Annotated in this window: 13 protein-coding genes and 1 pseudogene; 8 read left to right on the forward strand and 6 right to left on the reverse strand. The window is 51.9% G+C overall.

What is annotated here, in order from left to right; all coding sequences use genetic code 11:
• Positions 1 to 19 precede the first annotated feature (19 nt).
• The 3 genes and pseudogenes from GL2_RS12160 to GL2_RS12170 all read left to right on the forward strand — a co-directional run bounded on the left by GL2_RS12160 (position 20) and on the right by GL2_RS12170 (position 2,359).
• Positions 20 to 544 (forward strand): hypothetical protein, encoded by a 525-nt coding sequence (locus tag GL2_RS12160; protein WP_143730905.1) that lies wholly within the window; start codon positions 20 to 22, stop codon positions 542 to 544.
• Positions 537 to 872, forward strand: coding sequence for a hypothetical protein (locus GL2_RS12165; RefSeq protein ID WP_143730906.1), 336 nt, complete (start codon positions 537 to 539; stop codon positions 870 to 872). The genes GL2_RS12160 and GL2_RS12165 overlap by 8 nt, the downstream gene beginning before the upstream one ends.
• 288 nt (positions 873 to 1,160) lie before the next feature.
• Positions 1,161 to 2,359, forward strand: a pseudogene (locus tag GL2_RS12170) (IS256 family transposase).
• Between the two features lie 142 nt (positions 2,360 to 2,501).
• Here GL2_RS12170 and GL2_RS12175 read toward each other — a convergent pair.
• From GL2_RS12175 to GL2_RS12190, 4 genes are all read right to left on the reverse strand, one after another.
• Positions 2,502 to 3,767 carry a ribonucleotide-diphosphate reductase subunit beta gene (locus tag GL2_RS12175; protein WP_143730907.1) on the reverse strand — a complete coding sequence of 422 codons (1,266 nt, stop codon included), beginning with the start codon at positions 3,765 to 3,767 and terminating at the stop codon, positions 2,502 to 2,504.
• A 470-nt stretch (positions 3,768 to 4,237) separates the two neighbouring features.
• Positions 4,238 to 7,177: a ribonucleoside-diphosphate reductase subunit alpha gene (locus tag GL2_RS12180; protein ID WP_143730908.1), complete on the reverse strand. Its 2,940-nt coding sequence runs from the start codon at positions 7,175 to 7,177 to the stop codon at positions 4,238 to 4,240.
• Positions 7,178 to 8,033: 856 nt separating this feature from the next.
• Positions 8,034 to 8,948, reverse strand: coding sequence for an ornithine carbamoyltransferase (gene argF, locus GL2_RS12185; protein ID WP_143730909.1), 915 nt, complete (start codon positions 8,946 to 8,948; stop codon positions 8,034 to 8,036).
• A 23-nt stretch (positions 8,949 to 8,971) separates the two neighbouring features.
• The gene (locus tag GL2_RS12190) at positions 8,972 to 10,138 is read right to left on the reverse strand and encodes an aspartate aminotransferase family protein (RefSeq protein ID WP_143730910.1); all 1,167 of its coding nucleotides are present in this window, start codon (positions 10,136 to 10,138) and stop codon (positions 8,972 to 8,974) included.
• Between the two features lie 334 nt (positions 10,139 to 10,472).
• On the opposite strand from GL2_RS12190, the gene grxD reads away from it, so the two are divergent.
• On the forward strand, positions 10,473 to 10,805 hold the full coding sequence (grxD, locus tag GL2_RS12195) for a Grx4 family monothiol glutaredoxin (RefSeq protein WP_143730911.1): 333 nt from the start codon (positions 10,473 to 10,475) through the stop codon (positions 10,803 to 10,805).
• Positions 10,806 to 10,915: 110 nt separating this feature from the next.
• Here the strand turns inward: grxD and bfr are convergent, their stop codons facing one another.
• Together bfr and GL2_RS12210 are read right to left on the reverse strand one after the other, a co-directional pair.
• A complete protein-coding gene (gene bfr, locus GL2_RS12200; protein ID WP_143730912.1) occupies positions 10,916 to 11,395 on the reverse strand; it encodes a bacterioferritin in 480 nt (159 codons plus the stop codon).
• A 306-nt stretch (positions 11,396 to 11,701) separates the two neighbouring features.
• On the reverse strand, positions 11,702 to 13,030 hold the full coding sequence (locus GL2_RS12210; RefSeq protein ID WP_143730914.1) for a DUF2254 domain-containing protein: 1,329 nt from the start codon (positions 13,028 to 13,030) through the stop codon (positions 11,702 to 11,704).
• A 361-nt stretch (positions 13,031 to 13,391) separates the two neighbouring features.
• Here GL2_RS12210 and GL2_RS12215 point away from each other — a divergent pair, with 361 nt between their 5' ends.
• The 4 genes from GL2_RS12215 (at position 13,392) to GL2_RS12230 (ending at position 17,131) form a co-directional block, all read left to right on the forward strand.
• A complete protein-coding gene (locus GL2_RS12215) occupies positions 13,392 to 14,093 on the forward strand; it encodes a spondin domain-containing protein (protein ID WP_143730915.1) in 702 nt (233 codons plus the stop codon).
• Between the two features lie 23 nt (positions 14,094 to 14,116).
• Positions 14,117 to 14,857 carry a spondin domain-containing protein gene (locus tag GL2_RS12220; protein ID WP_143730916.1) on the forward strand — a complete coding sequence of 247 codons (741 nt, stop codon included), beginning with the start codon at positions 14,117 to 14,119 and terminating at the stop codon, positions 14,855 to 14,857.
• Positions 14,858 to 14,955: 98 nt separating this feature from the next.
• Positions 14,956 to 15,663 carry a response regulator transcription factor gene (locus GL2_RS12225; protein WP_143730917.1) on the forward strand — a complete coding sequence of 236 codons (708 nt, stop codon included), beginning with the start codon at positions 14,956 to 14,958 and terminating at the stop codon, positions 15,661 to 15,663.
• Positions 15,644 to 17,131 (forward strand): ATP-binding protein, encoded by a 1,488-nt coding sequence (locus GL2_RS12230; protein WP_143730918.1) that lies wholly within the window; start codon positions 15,644 to 15,646, stop codon positions 17,129 to 17,131. The genes GL2_RS12225 and GL2_RS12230 overlap by 20 nt, the downstream gene beginning before the upstream one ends.

Consider the following 17,131-nt stretch of genomic DNA (forward strand, 5'->3'; position numbering starts at 1 on the left):
TGGTCCGCTTTGAGATAGTATGTATAAGAAATTATTAACAGAAGGATCTGGTGATATGTCGGAAATATTAAGGAAGGGCAAGTATACCACTGTTGGCCCAGAAGATATTTGGAAAGTATATAATGAGATTCATGGCATATTTAGAGGTAGTGGAAATACTACAACGCCAAAAATTGATAAAATGCGGCCTTCAGATTTAACTGTTGTTACTAATCCGGAGACGGGCGAGAAAATGGTAATACCTGATGGTACGAAAGGTATTTCCTTTGCTGATAGTATTGATTCATTGGCCACCAAGAAAGTTGAGGGGCAGGTTTGGATTATACCGAATGGTAAGAAAATACCTGATGGTTTGGTTTTTAACATTAAGGATATTGATCATCCGTTGCTAAATGTGTCTGAGCCAATATCCGAAGATAGTTTTAGAGGGCTAATAGCAGACCTTGTAAAAATAATGGAGCCTTGTGGAGTGAAGATTGCTAAAGGTGGAAAGGTTGTGGGTCAGTATTTAGGCTCTATGCCGAAGGTCGTTAATAATGGTTAGACGTGAAGTTCAAATGCCTGAGGAGTTGATAGGCTCTCTTTCAGAGATTGTTTCTAAAGAGGGGTACAGTCTTCTGGAGAATGTTTTTTCAAATGTCGGTAAAGGTTCAATTTTTCTTAGTCAGGAAGAGGCCGAAGGTTTAGTCACGCTAGCAGTAATAGAGAAGAAAAAGGGCTGGTTAAAATACCCATTTTACGATGATGAGGATCATCGATATGACCCTTGTCATGAAGAAATGTTTGATGATATACAAATGGGGCTTTACGAAAAAACAATCTACTATATCGAGTCAGCTTTTAAAAAGGGGGATTTTGACCACCTTCTTTAAGTGAACCGTTTATGACTAGTGTTGCTTTATGGAATAAGCTACTTGATGAGGGAGGAAGAGGAGCCTTACTCTACAAAAAGGTTAGTGAGTTATTTATTGTCGGGGGCTTGGCACACTTCACCAAAAAAATATACTCCGAGGGATTCAATGAGTATTGCAATAAGTGTTAAGCCAGGGGGGATGTCCGGTGGAGAGGTAAGAAAAGCCTTTTTACGCTTTTTTTAAACTATTCGCTAGTGTTCAGAATTCTGTGTCATTTCTTTACTATTAGAAAAAAAGAGATGACCCATGACCAAACCCACTTTTGATATGGATGTCGCCGTTAAAGCCTTGCGTAAGGGTAAAGACCTCAGTAGCAAAGATGGAATCCTAACTCCCCTGATCAAGGAACTCACTGAAGCCGCCATGAAGGCGGAGCTGGAAGAACATCTCGCCAGCGAGGACAGTACCAACCTCAAGAATGATACCACCCCAAAAACCATGAAAAGTCCCGCTGGCGGCTTCGAGCTGCAGACGCCGCGGGACCGTGCCGGGACCTTTGAATCTCAAGTCGTCAAGAAGCACCAGACCCAGCTTACCGACGGGCTGGAGCGCAAGATCATCGCCCTGTTTGCCTTGGGCAACAGCTACCAGGACATCCGCTCACATATTGCCGATATCTACGGCATGTCGATTTCCAACGGCACTATCAACACCGTCACCGACAAGCTACTACCTGAACCTCAGGCTTGGCGTGAACGCGACTTGGAAGCTGTCTATCCCATTGTCTGGCTCGATGCTACCCACTACAAAATCAAAGAAAGTGGACGTTATGCCAGCAAGGCCATTTACATGATTCTTGGTCTTGATATTGAAGGCAAAAAGGAGTTGCTGGGGCTCTATTTATCCGACCAAGAAGGTGCATATCATTGGCTGAGTGTTCTGTCCGACCTCAACAACCGTGGGGTCAAAGATATCCTAATCGCTTGTGTTGATGGGTTGCAGGGCTTCCCTGAGGCCATACAGGGCATCTATCCTGCGACCGAGATCCAGCACTGAATCATTCACCAGGTACGTAACTCACTGAAGTATGTGGCTTCAAAAAATCAGAAGGCTTTTATGGATGATCTTAAGTGCGTCTACAAAGCGGCAACTCTCAATGCCGCCGAGAGCGTTTTAGATGAGCTGGAAAACAAGTGGGGAGAAAAATATCCGATGGTGATTAAGTCGCGGCGCGGTAAATGGCCAACTCTCCCAGCCTACTTTAAATACAGGAATATGTCCGCACTTCGATCTATACCACAAATGCGGTGAAGGCTGTACACAGGCAGTTCCGAAAATTAACCAAGGGCGGATCCGCAAATGAGAATAGCTTACTGAAGCTTCTCTACGCCGGTATACTCAAAGCCTCCGAACGCTGGACGCACCCGATGCAAAATTGGAATTTGACACTGTCACAACTTGCGATCCACTTTCCAGATTGGTTGGAGAAATGCATCAGCCTATAGCTACTTGGCTGACACAGAGTTTTGAACACCCTCAACTATTCAGAATTCAGAAAAAAAACGGGCATTAAGCCCGTTTTCAATACTACTCTTCCTGTGAGCGACTACTTTTTCCTTTTTTAGTAATTCGCTTGCCAGGAGGCGCTTACCACTGCAGTGCACCACCGGTCTGGTATTCAATAACCCGGGTTTCGAAGAAGTTTTTCTCTTTGCGCAGGTCCATAATTTCAGACATCCAGGGGAATGGATTTTGCGCGCCTGGGAACTGTTCTTTCAGGCCAAGCTGGCTGAGGCGACGATTGGCGATGAACTGGAGGTATTCCTCCATCATATTTGCATTCATGCCGAGTACACCGCGGGGCATGGTGTCGCGGGCGTAGGCGACTTCAAGCTCCATGCCTTCGAGGATCATCTGGGTTACTTCCTGCTGGAATTCTGCTGTCCACAGGTGCGGGTTTTCCAGTTTGATCTGGTTGATTACGTCGATGCCGAAATTCAGGTGCATGGACTCATCGCGCAGGATGTACTGAAACTGCTCGGCAACGCCGGTCATTTTGTTGCGGCGGCCCATTGACAGGATCTGGCTGAAGCCACAGTAAAAGAAGATACCCTCGGTAACGGCGTAGAAGGCGATCAGGTTGCGCAGTAATTCCTGATCGGATTCAACTGTGCCGGTTTTGAAGTTGGGATCGCCGATGGCCTGGGTGTGGGACAGGCTCCAGGCCGCTTTTTTGGCAACAGCGGGTACTTCGCGGTACATATTAAAGACTTCGCCTTCATCCATGCCCAGTGATTCTACACAGTACTGGTAGGCGTGAGTGTGGATAGCTTCTTCAAAGGACTGACGTAGCAGGTACTGGCGGCACTCCGGGTTGGTGATATGGCGGTAGATAGCCAGTACCAGGTTGTTGGCAACCAGGGAGTCTGCGGTGGAGAAATAGCCCAGGGAGTATTCCACGATGCGACGCTCATCCTCGGTCAGACCATCGGGGTCTTTCCACATGGAGACGTCTTTATTCATGTTGATTTCCTGGGGCATCCAGTGGTTGGCACAGCCATCCAGATACTTTTGCCAGGCCCAGTCGTATTTGAAGGGTACCAACTGGTTGAGGTCAGCGCGGCAGTTGATAATGCGCTTTTCATCCACCTGGATGCGGGCCGCACCCATTTCCAGTTCTTCCAGGCCGGGAGCCGGGTCCATGGTGGCAACTGCTGCACGGGCGGCTTCAACGGCAGTGGAGCCGCTTTGGGCCGCAGGCGACGCCGGAGTAGCTGCGGGAGCTGTAGCTTTAGCCGTATAAGAAGCGCTGGGCTCTTGCACGGATTTTGCCAGGGTCTCCGGCGCCGGTCGCGGTTCGGTTGCTTTTTCGGGTTGTTGGGGCTTTGTTTCGAAGTCGTCCCAGCTCAGCATAGTTGGCCCTTTTGATCGGTCTCGATATCGAAAGTTCGATATTAATTTCTTCAATCTTCCTGGCGTAGCACTCGCAGGGAGAAGCCAGGGGTGATGCACCGGTTTATTGCCGGCGGTAATTCTTTGGAGTAGGTATTTTTAACCTGTCCGGGCACAAAATTCCTGTGCCAGATCAATTATTGCTTTGCTTCTCACCGGTATTTTTTCCGGATTTTTGCAGTCTGAAGTGGCTGACTGTGGCAAAGGCTTACAGCTGCATACAGTCTGATATGGCAGCATGTTTTTGCACTTTTTACTTTGGGGAATGCCCTGCTGGATGCAGGTCGCAGACGATCCCCGGCCCGCTAAATTCTTCCGGCTTTTGGGTACCGGGCGGACCGGGGTCGCTGCGCATGGTCATGCCCGCACGTGCGGTTACGACGCTCTCCCCCGAGAGTTAGTGCAGCCCCTTTTAAAAAGGGGCATAAATTTTACTGGCAGGCTTCGCAATCCGGGTCGTCCAGTGAGCAGGCCTGGGGCACTGCTGCTGGCGCGGGAGCTGTCTGTTCGGCAGGTGCTGCCGCAGTCATGCCGTTACTACTACCGTGTGCGCTTACTGCATTCAGGGTTCCACTGTTCACTGTGGATTTCTCCGTAGTAGTGGCGGCCAGGGCACGCAGATAGTAAGTGGTTTTCAAGCCGCGGAACCAGGCCATGCGATAGGTCAGGTCCAGCTTCTTGCCATCGGCGCCAGCGATATACAGGTTCAAGGACTGGGCCTGGTCGATCCATTTCTGGCGACGGCTGGCGGCGTCCACTATCCAGCGCGGCTCCACTTCAAATGCGGTGCAGTATTTCGCTTTCAGGTCTTCCGGTACGCGATCGATTTTCTGTACAGAGCCTTCGTAGTATTTCAGGTCATTGACCATCACCTGATCCCATAGGCCGCGATCTTTCAGATCGTGTACCAGGTAGGGGTTTACTACGGTGAATTCGCCGGACAGGTTCGATTTCACATACAGGTTTTGGTAAGTCGGTTCGATCGACTGGGAAACGCCGGTGATATTGGCAATGGTTGCGGTGGGAGCGATCGCCATCACGTTGGAGTTGCGCATACCCTGGGCTTTTACTTTTTCGCGCAAGCCATCCCAGTCCAGAGTGGAGCTGGTGTCCTGTTCGATAAATTGCTGCCCGCGCTGTTCTGCAAGGGTCTGGATGGAATCCAGGGGCAGAACACCTTTGCTCCACAGGGAGCCTTCGTAGGTTTGGTACTTGCCACGCTCGGCTGCCAGGTCGCTTGAAGCGGTGATGGCTTCGAAGCTGATGGCTTCCATGGTGTTATCGGCAAAGGTTACTGCTTCGTCACTGGCGTAGGCGATGCCGGCTTTGTACAGCGCGTCCTGGAAGCCCATCAGGCCCATGCCTACAGGGCGGTGACGCATGTTGGACTGGCGCGCACTCTCAACAGCGTAATAGTTGATGTCGATAACATTATCGAGCATACGCACAGCGGTTTTTACTGTGTTGGCCAGCTTGGTGCGATCCAGCTCGCCGTCTTCGCCGATATGTTGAGCCAGGTTGACGGAGCCTAGATTACATACGGCAATTTCGTCATCGGCCTTGGTGTTGAGAGTGATCTCGGTGCACAGGTTGGAGCTGTGAACCACACCGGCGTGCTGCTGCGGGCTGCGCAGGTTGCAGCTGTCTTTAAAGGTGATCCAGGGATGGCCGGTTTCGAACAGCATACCCAGCATCTTGCGCCACAGGTCGAGTGCGCGGATCTTCTTGAACAGACGCAGCTTGCCTTCGGCAGCCAGTTGTTCGTAGTGGTTGTAACGCTCTTCAAAGGCGCTGCCGAACAGGTCGTGCAGGTCCGGGCAATCGGCCGGCGAGAAGAGGGTCCACTCTTTGTCTTCGAACACGCGCTTCATAAACAGGTCGGGGACCCAGTTGGCGGTGTTCATATCGTGGGTACGGCGGCGGTCGTCACCAGTGTTTTTACGCAGCTCGAGGAATTCCTCGATATCCAGGTGCCAGGTTTCCAGGTAGGCACAGACAGCGCCCTTGCGCTTGCCGCCCTGGTTAACGGCTACCGCGGTGTCGTTGGCCACTTTCAGGAAGGGTACAACGCCCTGGGATTTGCCGTTGGTGCCTTTGATATAGGAGCCCAAAGAGCGCACTGGAGTCCAGTCGTTGCCGAGACCGCCGGCCCATTTGGACAGCATGGCGTTGTCGCGGATAGCGCCGTAAATGCCATGCAGGTCGTCCGGTACCGTGGTCAGGTAGCAGGAGGACAGCTGCGGGCGCAGGGTACCGGCGTTGAACAGGGTCGGGGTGGAGCTCATGTAGTCGAAAGAGCTCAACAGGTTGTAGAAGTCTACCGCGCGCTCGTTCTTGTTTTCTTCGTTAATGCTAAGGCCCATGGCCACACGCATAAAGAAGATCTGCGGCAACTCGAAACGAATGTCATCGCTGTGCAGGAAGTAGCGGTCGTACAGGGTTTGCAAGCCCAGATATGTAAACTGGTGATCGCGTTCGCCCTTCAGGGCCTGGCCGAGTTTTTCCAGGTCGAAGGTGGCCAGTGCCGGATCAAGCAGTTCCAGTTCAATTCCCTTTTCCACATACGCGGGCAGGGTGGAAGCGTAGAGCTTTTCCATTTCGTGCTGGGTCGCGCGCTCAGCTACACCAAGGAAACGCAGGGCCTCGGAACGCAGTTTGTCTATCAGTAGGCTGGCGGTGGCGTAAGTGTAATTGGGCTCTTGCTCAACCAGGGTACGCGCGGTAATTACCAGTGCGGTGTTGATATCGTTTTCGGAAACGCCATCGTAGAGGTTCTTCAGGGCTTCACCGAGGATAGCGTCGGCATTGACATCCTTAAGACCTTCACAAGCCTCGCTGACAACAGTGCGCAGGCGCTCCATATCCAGAGGGACCAGGCTATCGTCTTCGAGTTTTACCCGGATGCTCGGGTGTGCATCAACGGCTTGCTGCTCAGCCGGGGCCTGGCTGCCTTTCTCAGCGCGCAGGCGGGCGTGCTCTTCACGGTAAAGTACATAGTCGCGCGCAACTTTTTGTTCGCCGGCGCGCATCAGGGCCAGCTCTACTTGATCCTGGATTTCCTCAATGTGGATGGTGCCGCCAGAGGGCATGCGGCGCTTGAAGGTGGCACTGATCTGGCTAACCAGCTCTCCAACCTGTTCGTGGACACGGCTGGACGCAGCGGCGGTGCCGCCTTCAACAGCGAGAAAGGCCTTGGTAACGGCGACGGAAATTTTACTGTCGTCGTAGGGGACAACGGTGCCATTGCGCTTGATAACGCGAATCTGTCCCGGTGCGGTAGCGGCCAGAGTGGTGCCGCCAGTAGCCTGGTCGCTTGAGGTGCCCGACTTTTCCGCAGGCACGATTTGAGAGCGCCCTGTCTCTGTGTGCATGTAAATCTCCGAAAGGTTTGTTTTGTTGTCTGTCCGCGTGTGTTCACCAGAACAGCGGCCACTAGACTGCGTGGCATGTGCGGAGCGGATCCATCGCATTCAGTAATCTCTCCCACATCGTGGGGGACACTGGAAACAGGCGGCTTTAATCGCCGGCTTTCTGTTCAGGTCTGCCGGCTGCTGCCTGCGGCGGATAATTCCTTTCCGCCCGCTTACCTCTGATTCTGCTTTGAAAAAAGCAGCGTCTGACGCCCGTCGCCAAAAAGTGTGGCTAGGCGCCGGAATTCGCCCCTTAAATTGGGGGTGCTCTCAGCTCGCTACCCCAATATATAGGGGTGTTGCCTCGAGTGCGCTACAAGATAATGCGGTAGGCGGGTCAGTTCAAGGCGAATAACTTTGTAGTTGTTTGTGGATAAATTGTGGGTAGGCTGGTTGAGTCAGTAGCCACTTCTGCGGCAGAGCCCGCCACTGCTGGGCTGTAAGGGGTTTGGTACTTCGCTGCGGGGCTAAATACAAGCTCTTACAATTTTTTTTAATAGCGAAGGCGTTCTAAATTAACAACGGCAATAACCATTTTCAAATGAGCGCAATTTGAGCAAGTTGGTACTAATATGACCAGATTTGTGGCGGGATTTTTATGTTGTCACCAATTTGCTTGTTAATTGTTCACCGATGAGAATTTGTGCAAATGTGTGTATATGCGCCAAGTCGGTGAAACTGTGGTGGAGTTACGCGAAGCAGTTTTTTGGTAGGTAAGCATGGGCCGGGGAACTGGCGCTAACAGTTGTGTGAAATAGGCTGGGTATGCCGGCCAGTGTGCGGTATGAGGCGCCACTGACCGGCGTGAAAAACATTTTTAGGCACTGTGCTCCTGCAGGAACTCCATTAGTGCTTTCTGAGCATGCAGGCGATTTTCGGCTTCGTCCCAGACTACGGAGATGCTCTCATCTTCCAGCAATGCGGCGCTCACCTCCTCATCGCGATGGGCAGGAAGGCAGTGCATAAATACTGCTTTGCTGTTGGCGTGACTCATCAACTCGTGGTTAACCTGGAAACGCTCAAAAGCCTTGGTGCGCACCTGCTGCTCTGTCTCTTGGCCCATAGAGGCCCAGACATCTGTGCTGACCCAGTCAGCATTGCGCACGGCCTCCTCAGGATTGTGTACAACTTTTACCTGGTCGCCGGCGGCGGCGAGAATATCAGCATCCGGCTCGTAGCCCTGGGGACAGGCGATACGCAGCTCGAAGTCGCATAGGCGCGCAGCATTGATATAGGAGTGGCACATGTTGTTGCCATCACCGATCCAGGCCACCACCTTGCCTTCGGGGCTGCCGCGATGTTCGACAAAGGTCTGAATATCGGCGAGCAGTTGGCAGGGGTGGTAGCTGTCGGTCAGCGCGTTAATTACCGGCACCCGAGAATGAGCGGCGAAGTGCTCAAGGGTTTGGTGGGCAAAAGTGCGGATCATCACCATATCTACCATACGCGAGATGACTCGCGCACTGTCCTCAATGGGCTCGCCGCGCCCAAGTTGGGTATCCCGTGGTGACAGGAATAGGGCACTGCCACCCATCTGCGCCATGCCGGCCTCAAAGGAAACCCGTGTGCGGGTGGAGGATTTTTCAAAAATCATTCCCAGCACCTTGCCGCGGAAAAGGTCGGTGGTTATGCCCTGGTCGCGCAGTGACTTCAGTTCGATAGCGCGCTCAATGATCTGTTTCAGTTCCTCCGCGGACAAGTCCAGCAAGGTGAGGAAGTGCCTGGTCGCCATAAGCTGTTCTCCATATTAATGCTTCAGACTGCTTGCAGGGCAAACTGTTGAATCAGGGTACTGATATCACCGGCCAGCTGCTGGCATTCGATATCTGTCAGGGTGAGTGGTGGTAGCAATCGAACCACATTGCCTGCGGTGACGTTAATCAGTATTCCCTGTGCACGGGCTTGCTCTACCAGTTCTGTGCAAGGGCGTTCCAACTCTATACCGATCATCAGGCCGAGCCCGCGAATGTCGACGATAAGGGGGCAGTCGTTGAGCTGAATGCGCAGAGATTGCAACAATTGTGTGCCGAGTTTTTCAGCGCGCTCGATCAACCATTCACTTTCCAGGGTCTCGAGTACGGCGAGACCGGCACGACAGGCGAGGGGGTTGCCACCGAAAGTAGAGCCGTGGCTGCCCGCAGTAAACAGTCGCGAAGCAGTACCGCGTGCCAGGCAAGCGCCGATTGGGGTGCCGTTGCCTAGTCCTTTGGCGGTAGTGAGTACATCCGGCAATATGTCCGTGTGCTGGTAGGCAAACATCCTGCCACTGCGGCCATTGCCGGTCTGGATTTCATCCAGCATCAATAGCCAGTCCTGCTGGTCACACAGGGTACGCAGGTTTGTCAGGTAGCCTGGGTCCGGGACGCGAATACCACCTTCGCCCTGTACTGGTTCCACCAGCACGGCGACGATATCGCTGTACCGCGTGGCCAGATGTTTAATGGCGGCGAGGTCGTTAAATGGCACTCTTAAAAATCCCTCCGGCAGCGGGGCAAAACCCTGCTGGACTTTTTCATTGCCGGTTGCGGTGAGAGTAGCAAGAGTACGTCCGTGGAAGGCCCCCTCCATTACAATGATATGGGGTGTTGCCAGTCCGCGCTCGTTGCCGAGCTTTCGTGCCAGCTTGATTGCCGCCTCATTCGCTTCAGCCCCCGAGTTGGAAAAGAAAACGTTATCCATGCCCGACATATAAACCAGCCGATCAGCCAGTTGTTGTTGTGCCGGAATGTTGTACAGATTGGAGACATGCAGCAGGGTATTGGCCTGCTCCTGTAGGGCTTCAGTTACCTTGGGGTGGCAGTGGCCCAGGCCGCACACGGCGATTCCGGAGATGGCATCCAAGTATCGTCGGCCCTGATCATCCCACACATAGTTCCCTTCCCCCCTGACCAGGGTCAGGGTTCTCTCGCCGTAGTTACTCATCAGTGTGGGGGTGCCACTACAGGGCCTCCTTTTTGGTATTCGAGTCGCTGATTTGATTTCCGCAGAAAATTTTGTATGTGGTATTTCTTTCCGCATTCCCTACGGGTTTGGCTAATACTATCACAAGCTTTATGTCGCGTATGCTGTCCATTTGGGGCTGCCGGACAGGACGTATTCCAGGTAGTGTGTGGCGTTTTTTTAATTCCGTGCTGGGCACCGGGTACTTATTCCCCCTGCGCTGGGGTACAATAGCGGCCCGTGCGCAATGGCTGGGTGCCGATGCGAAACACACGAATCATTTTTTTGCTTCCACCACCTGAGGTTTCTCAAGCTTATGGATACACTGGAGAACATCAAACAGCAGATTGCCGACAACGCCATCCTGCTTTATATGAAAGGTAGCCCCAACGCCCCCCAGTGCGGCTTTTCCATGCGCGCCTCCCAGGCGATGATGGCCTGCGGTAAGCGCTTCGCCTATGTGGACATCCTGTCCAATCCGGATATTCGCACCGAACTGCCGAAGTATGCCAACTGGCCAACTTTTCCTCAGCTGTGGGTTAAAGGCGAGTTGATCGGTGGTTGCGATATCATCATGGAAATGTATGAAAATGGTGAGCTGAAAACCCTGATTGATGAGGCTGCGGCTGAAGGTGAGGGCGACAACTAGACGAGTTGTTGTTCCTATGTGATTCCGGTGGCAGGGATAGCCGGACGTATTAAAGAAAAAAACCGCGGCTTTTACCGCGGTTTTTTTCTGTCAGAGGGTATTGTGACAAATCAGCCGGACGCTTTTTCCATCTGGGTTTGCAGGTAATTCTTGAGTCCCACTTTGTCGATCAGCTCAAGCTGGGTCTCCAGCCAGTCCACGTGTTCCTCTTCGGAATCGAGAATTTTTTCCAGCAGCTCGCGGCTACCGTAATCGCGTACAGATTCGCAATAGGCGATAGCATCACGAAGGTCGGGAATTGCCTTGTGCTCGATTTTCAAATCACACTTGAGCATTTCCTCGGTGTTTTCACCGATCATCAGTTTGCCCAAGTGCTGCAGGTTGGGAATGCCCTCAAGGAAAAGAATACGCTCGATCAACCAGTCGGCGTGCTTCATTTCATCAATAGATTCGTGATACTCCTGCTTGCCAAGCTCCTTTAACCCCCAGTTGTCGTACATGCGAGCGTGCAAAAAATATTGGTTAATGGCTACCAGCTCATTACCTAATACTTTGTTTAAATGTTCGATAACCTTGGGGTCGCCTTTCATAGCTTTGCTCCTGTGGCCCTGCGAGCTCGATAAGGCCAGCAGAGGATTCCTAATTGTTGGTCGCTTGAGATAAGTAGAGATAAAAGTGACTAAACAGGTTGAGTCACTAAAGTCTGCGGCTGACCGTTTTCCCACAATTTATTCTAGGGTGGCAACTGCAATCCGGGCCGAGTTTGCGTTGCGATTTGCGGCAAGTCAAGAAAAAATATTTGTTGCAGAATGCAGGAAAAACAAGGGTTTAAACATTAATTCAGCCGAAAATCGCAACGAAAATGATTCCTGTTTAGGTTGAGCGGGCGGACGGTTTTAGTCTGTCAGCCTCGTTTGAATGTCGGATATTTTTTCTTTAATAGCATTTAAATCACTGGCACTTTTAATGTAAAAATCGCTGTCTTCAGAAAGACGGCTGAGGTAATCGGATAAGGCTGACTTATCTTTTTTACGCCTGCAGATTCCGGTTAGATTGCTTAGTGAATTGAGCAGGTGGAGAATAAAGACGCCATTGGAATGGCCGTGTTCAATAATTTCATCCAGTGCGGCGCTGAGCAATTGAGAAAATTCCAGTCGACAGCTGATGAGGCGTAATTGATTGGATGAATCGGTAAAGCAGTTTGGAAGCTCTGGGCGCAATAAGACCTTACCCAGGCCTTCGACTAGGCGCTCGACACTAGAGTAAGCAGTAAACGGGTCGTTGATGCCAGAAGATAGTGCGCGTACAGCAATTTGTGACAATTGCTGGATACAGAAAACAACATCCTGCTCAGAGGTGGGCAGAGAGCCAATCAGTATAGCGCTCTGAACCTGTGATTGTGATAAAGCAGGTGAATTATTCTGATCTTGGTAAATACGCCCGATATCATTCCAGCTGTGTAGAAACGAGCCTGGGTGGCATTCAATTTTTATACAGCAATTATACTGCCGGGCAATACTGATTAACTTCTCGCGATCAATAAACTGTACGTAACCACTACGAGAAGTTGGCACAGCCATCTGGTTGTTTCCCAGCTTCAATCTCGATACATCGAATAATTGCCCTTTGTCAGCGTCGGTAGTCTCTGGGTACTCGCGATTAATTGATTGGTAGAATTCGCTGTAAACACGCTGGGTGATGTTGTCTGCCTGTATGGACTGAGCGACATTGTGAATGAAATAAACCAGGCACCCGATACTGGCCAAGGTTAACAGCAAGGCAAACTGCACCGAAAAACCGTAACTACCCAATGCCCCCCCTGATCTCCCGATTACACGCATGGTGACTAGTGCATAGGTAAAGGTTGCGAGAAAAATACCCAGGGAAACCTGGGTGCCTCTATCGCGGATGAAGTTGCGTACCAGGTGGGGACCATATTGATTTGAAGCGAGTGTCAGAGCCACCATTGTGATCGAAAATACCGTTCCTGCGACAGTGATGGTTGATCCGGCGATTACTGACAATAGGGCGCGGGCACTTTCCGTATCACGTATCTGTAGCAGGGAGGGAAGTGACCATCCTTGCCTGTCACTGAGAGGGAGGGCAGCTAAATTATCCAGAGTGCGCATCAGCCATGCGAGGAGCAGCGCCATCAGAATCATTACTAAAGGCACACTCCAGAAACTGGAGCGTAACTTCTCATACAAGTGTCCAAATTTTTTCATGGTTTGTCGCTGGCACAGAGATAAAGCCAGCTTAGCCAATGGCAGTGGAAAGGAGACAGAACCGGAAAACAAGGGGGTGCTCCCGGTCGCCGATATCTGGAGCAGTGGGTTATGCGTTTAGTTGATAGGGTAAAACAGGCAGTCTCTAGTTACAGTAAGCATGCGCCCCCTTAAAAGCTCTGGCAGAAGTCACGCCACCTTAAACTGCCTTAACAGATACATAGATACAGCGCTGTTAGACGCGTGGCGCCTCCGTGATAAAAATGTGATGTTTTGGTGACAGTTATTGGATATCTCACCCTTAGTCTGGAACAGGTTGATCGGCCATTTACTTGTTTAACCACAGACTTTGGGAATAACTATGAAAATAAAGTCAGTTCTCAGCGCGTTGACGCTGGCCACTGTCGCGACAGCGGCCCAGGCGCAAACTGCGTCAGTGGAAATCACGAATCTCACCCAGGGTATTTATTTTACGCCGTTACTGGTTTCCGCACATGTTGGTGAATTTCACCTGTTTGAAACCGGCTCCGCCGCAAGCCCGGAATTACAAATGATGGCCGAAGGCGGTGATATCAGTGGTTTGGTAGCCGCTGCCACAGCAATGGGGGCGGCCAATGTGGAAAATCCTGCGGCCGGTTTGCTAGCTCCAGGCACCAGTACCAATATCGAGGCGCTTGATACCGGCAGCAATGGATTCCTGTCCATAACCGCCATGCTGTTACCCACCAATGACGGTTTTGTCGGTCTCGATGCTTGGAAAATACCCACCGAACCGGGCAGCTATACCCTTTACCTCAATGCCTATGATGCCGGCACCGAGGCCAATAATGAATTGCTCGTTGAGGGCAGCGGAGCGCCATTTGTTGCTGGTATCCCCGCCAATCCAGGCGCTAATGGAGGTGTGGGTGGAATAGGTATCACAGCAGAAGAAGTTAACCAGCAAGTACATATCCATCGCGGCAATATCGGCGACACTGACCCCGACGCTGGCAGCAGTGACTTGGATGCCCGTATTCACCGCTGGTTGAACCCTGTAGCTAAGGTCGTCGTAACTGTTCAGTAAGAGTGCCTATGGGAGGATTCACCATGAGAATATACACGTTGGGCGCTCTGCTATTGCCCCTGGCCATCACAGCCCTCCTGGCCGGTTGTAGCAGCGATAACAACAGCCGTAATGACGAGCCAGCTACCCCTGTACCCACACCTACCCCGGAAGCTGTCACGTTGGGATTTGAAGTAACAATTACCAACCTGACCCAAAATCAGCCTCTGTCACCAGTGGCGATAGTGGCCCACGATAGTACTTTGCGAGGCTGGGTTGTTGGTCAACCTTCCAGTGCCGGTCTCGAGCTGCTTGCCGAGGGCGGTGATAACAGTGAGTTTCTGACTGGGCTGGAAGATTCAGGTAGTTATACCGATGTGAGTGGGACGGCACCGCTTGGACCCGGGGCAACTGAACGCTTTACCCTAGAGTTCGATGAAGAGGAGGAGGTGTTGTTGACGATTGTCACCATGCTGGTCAATACCAATGATGCATTTAGCGGACTCACGCAAATTGATATTTCCTCCCTGGCGGTAGGCGACTCACTGCAGAGACTGGCTCCGGTTTACGATGCCGGCACGGAGTTTAACAGCGAGCTAGTAGGCACTATTCCCGGCCCCGCCGACGGTGGCGAGGGTTTTAACGCTGAGCGGGATGATGTGGATTTTGTTGCACGTCATCCCGGCATAGTCAGCCGTGCGGATGGCTACGACGCGTCAGCTCTCGAGCAGTCACACCGTTTTGATCAGCCGGCCATGCTTCTGGAAATAACCCGGACCGAGTAATAATTTCGCTGCTGGCGCGACAAACAATCTGGGGCCTGTCGCACCCCCTCCTCTGGAGGGGGTGCGACAGGAGAAAGATGATGAAGCGGTGGGGCACCATGAGCAAGCGCATTCTGATAATCGAGGACGATCACGACATACTGCGGTTGTTGCACATGCACCTGGAGACTCTGGGTTATTCGGTAACCACATGTGACAACGGAGAGCAGGGGTTGATGCGGGCCCTCAACCAGAAGTTCAATCTGCTGGTACTCGACGTAATGCTGCCGGGTCTGGATGGGTTGGAGATATGCAGACGCCTGAGGGATGCTGGTAGTGCCCTTCCGATCCTGATGCTTACCGCGCGTAATTCCGAGCTGGATCGTGTGCTGGGTCTCGAAATGGGAGCCGATGATTACCTTCCCAAGCCATTCGGTGTGCGCGAGCTTCAGGCACGGGTCAAAGCGCTGTTACGCCGCAGCGCACTTAACGCCCAGATGGCGCCTCAAACAGATTCTATGATCACCTGTGGCCGTCTGAAGATTGACTGTAGTAAACGGCTTGCAATGCTGGATCAGCAGCACCTGGAACTTACAGCACGGGAATTCGACCTCCTGTTTTACCTCGCCAGTCACCCTGGTCGGGTATTTCGTCGAGCGCAGATTCTGGATGCAGTTTGGGGCTACCAGCACAGTGGTTACGAACACACAGTGAACTCACACATCAATCGCTTGCGCAGCAAACTGGAGCGGGACCCTGCACAACCGCAATACGTGTTGACAGTCTGGGGGGTGGGTTACAAATTCAATGATGCAATTCCTGCGTGACGCTTTCTATCGCCGCCTGGCTTTATTGCTGTTGTGCAGCTTTATTGCTGTGGGCGTGCTGTTTTTACTCCTGATGGGCTATCTGGTCAGTGCTTATCAAAACGAAGTGGCGCAGAACCTGCACCGCGACCTCGCTCGCCACCTGGTTGAAGAAAATACATTATTTATCGAAGGCGCGCCGGATAAAGAGGGACTCTATCACCTGTTTCACGATTTGATGGTGTTGGGTCCAAACTTCGAATTTTATCTGCTGAGTCCTCAGGGGGAGATCCTCGCCTATTCCGCTGATCCGGAACAGATAAAACGCCAGTTTATTGATACTAGGCCTATTCGTTCTTTTCTCGATAATCCCACGGAAATTCAGCGCACGATATACGGCCCAGACCCTCGCGACCACGAGCGACTGAAAGCCTTTTCCGCCGCTCCAGTAGAGCAGGGGGGGCAGTTAAAGGGATATATGTATGTGATTATCGGTAGCGAAGTGTTCGACGATGTGGTCCAGGGAGTTTGGCAGAATCATCTCTTACGCTGGGTAGTGGTGGTTTTTCTCGGCGGCCTGGTACTTAGTTTGATCGCATCTTTGTGGGTATTTGCCCTGCTCACCCGGCCGCTGAGACAGCTTACTCGGGATATGCAACATTTTCGCGCCGTGGGCCTGCAACAGGAATTGTCACCAACCCCCTGGGATACCAATGCGAATGATGTGGTCCACCGTCTCGGCAGTGCCTTCAACGAACTGTCCGCCTCACTGCGGGAGCAGTATCAGAGAATAAAAACTGTCGACGAAATGCGCCGTGAATTACTAACTCACATCTCTCACGATTTACGTACTCCACTCTCATCTTTGCGAGGCTACCTGGAAACCTGGCTGATCAAGCGCGAGGAGCTGCACCCGGATGACAGTCGACACTATGTGGAAACGGCTTACCGCAACAGTAAGAAAGTGAACCGGCTGGTGGAGCAGTTATTCGAGCTGGCGTGCCTGGAAAGCGCCGATGTGCCGATGAATATTGAGCGTGTTGTGTTAGCGGAATTGATACAGGACGTACTACAAAAATTTACCTTAAAAGCGCACGAACAATGTGTGCACATGGATGTAAGCCCCCGAGATTCAAGCATCGTAGTACACGGCGATATTGAAAAACTGGAAAGGGTATTTTCCAACCTGGTAGAAAACGCCCTGCGGCACTGTGGCTCCGGTGATGAGGTCATCGTGCACTTGCGGCCGCAGGGTGATCAGGTCTTGGTGAGTGTGAAAGACAGCGGTATTGGAATTCCTGTAGATGATCTGCCGCATATTTTCGATGCCCATTACAGGGCTGCTAATAGTGTGCACGACAGCAGCGGGCAGGGCGGCCTGGGGCTTGCGATTACCAAAAGGCTGTTGGCTCTGCACCAAGCTGATATTTATGTGCACAGTACAGAAAACTGTGGCACTGCCTTTGAGTTCCAATTGAACCGTAGCTGA

It is taken from the genome of Microbulbifer sp. GL-2 (assembly GCF_007183175.1).
GTDB lineage: Bacteria > Pseudomonadota > Gammaproteobacteria > Pseudomonadales > Cellvibrionaceae > Microbulbifer.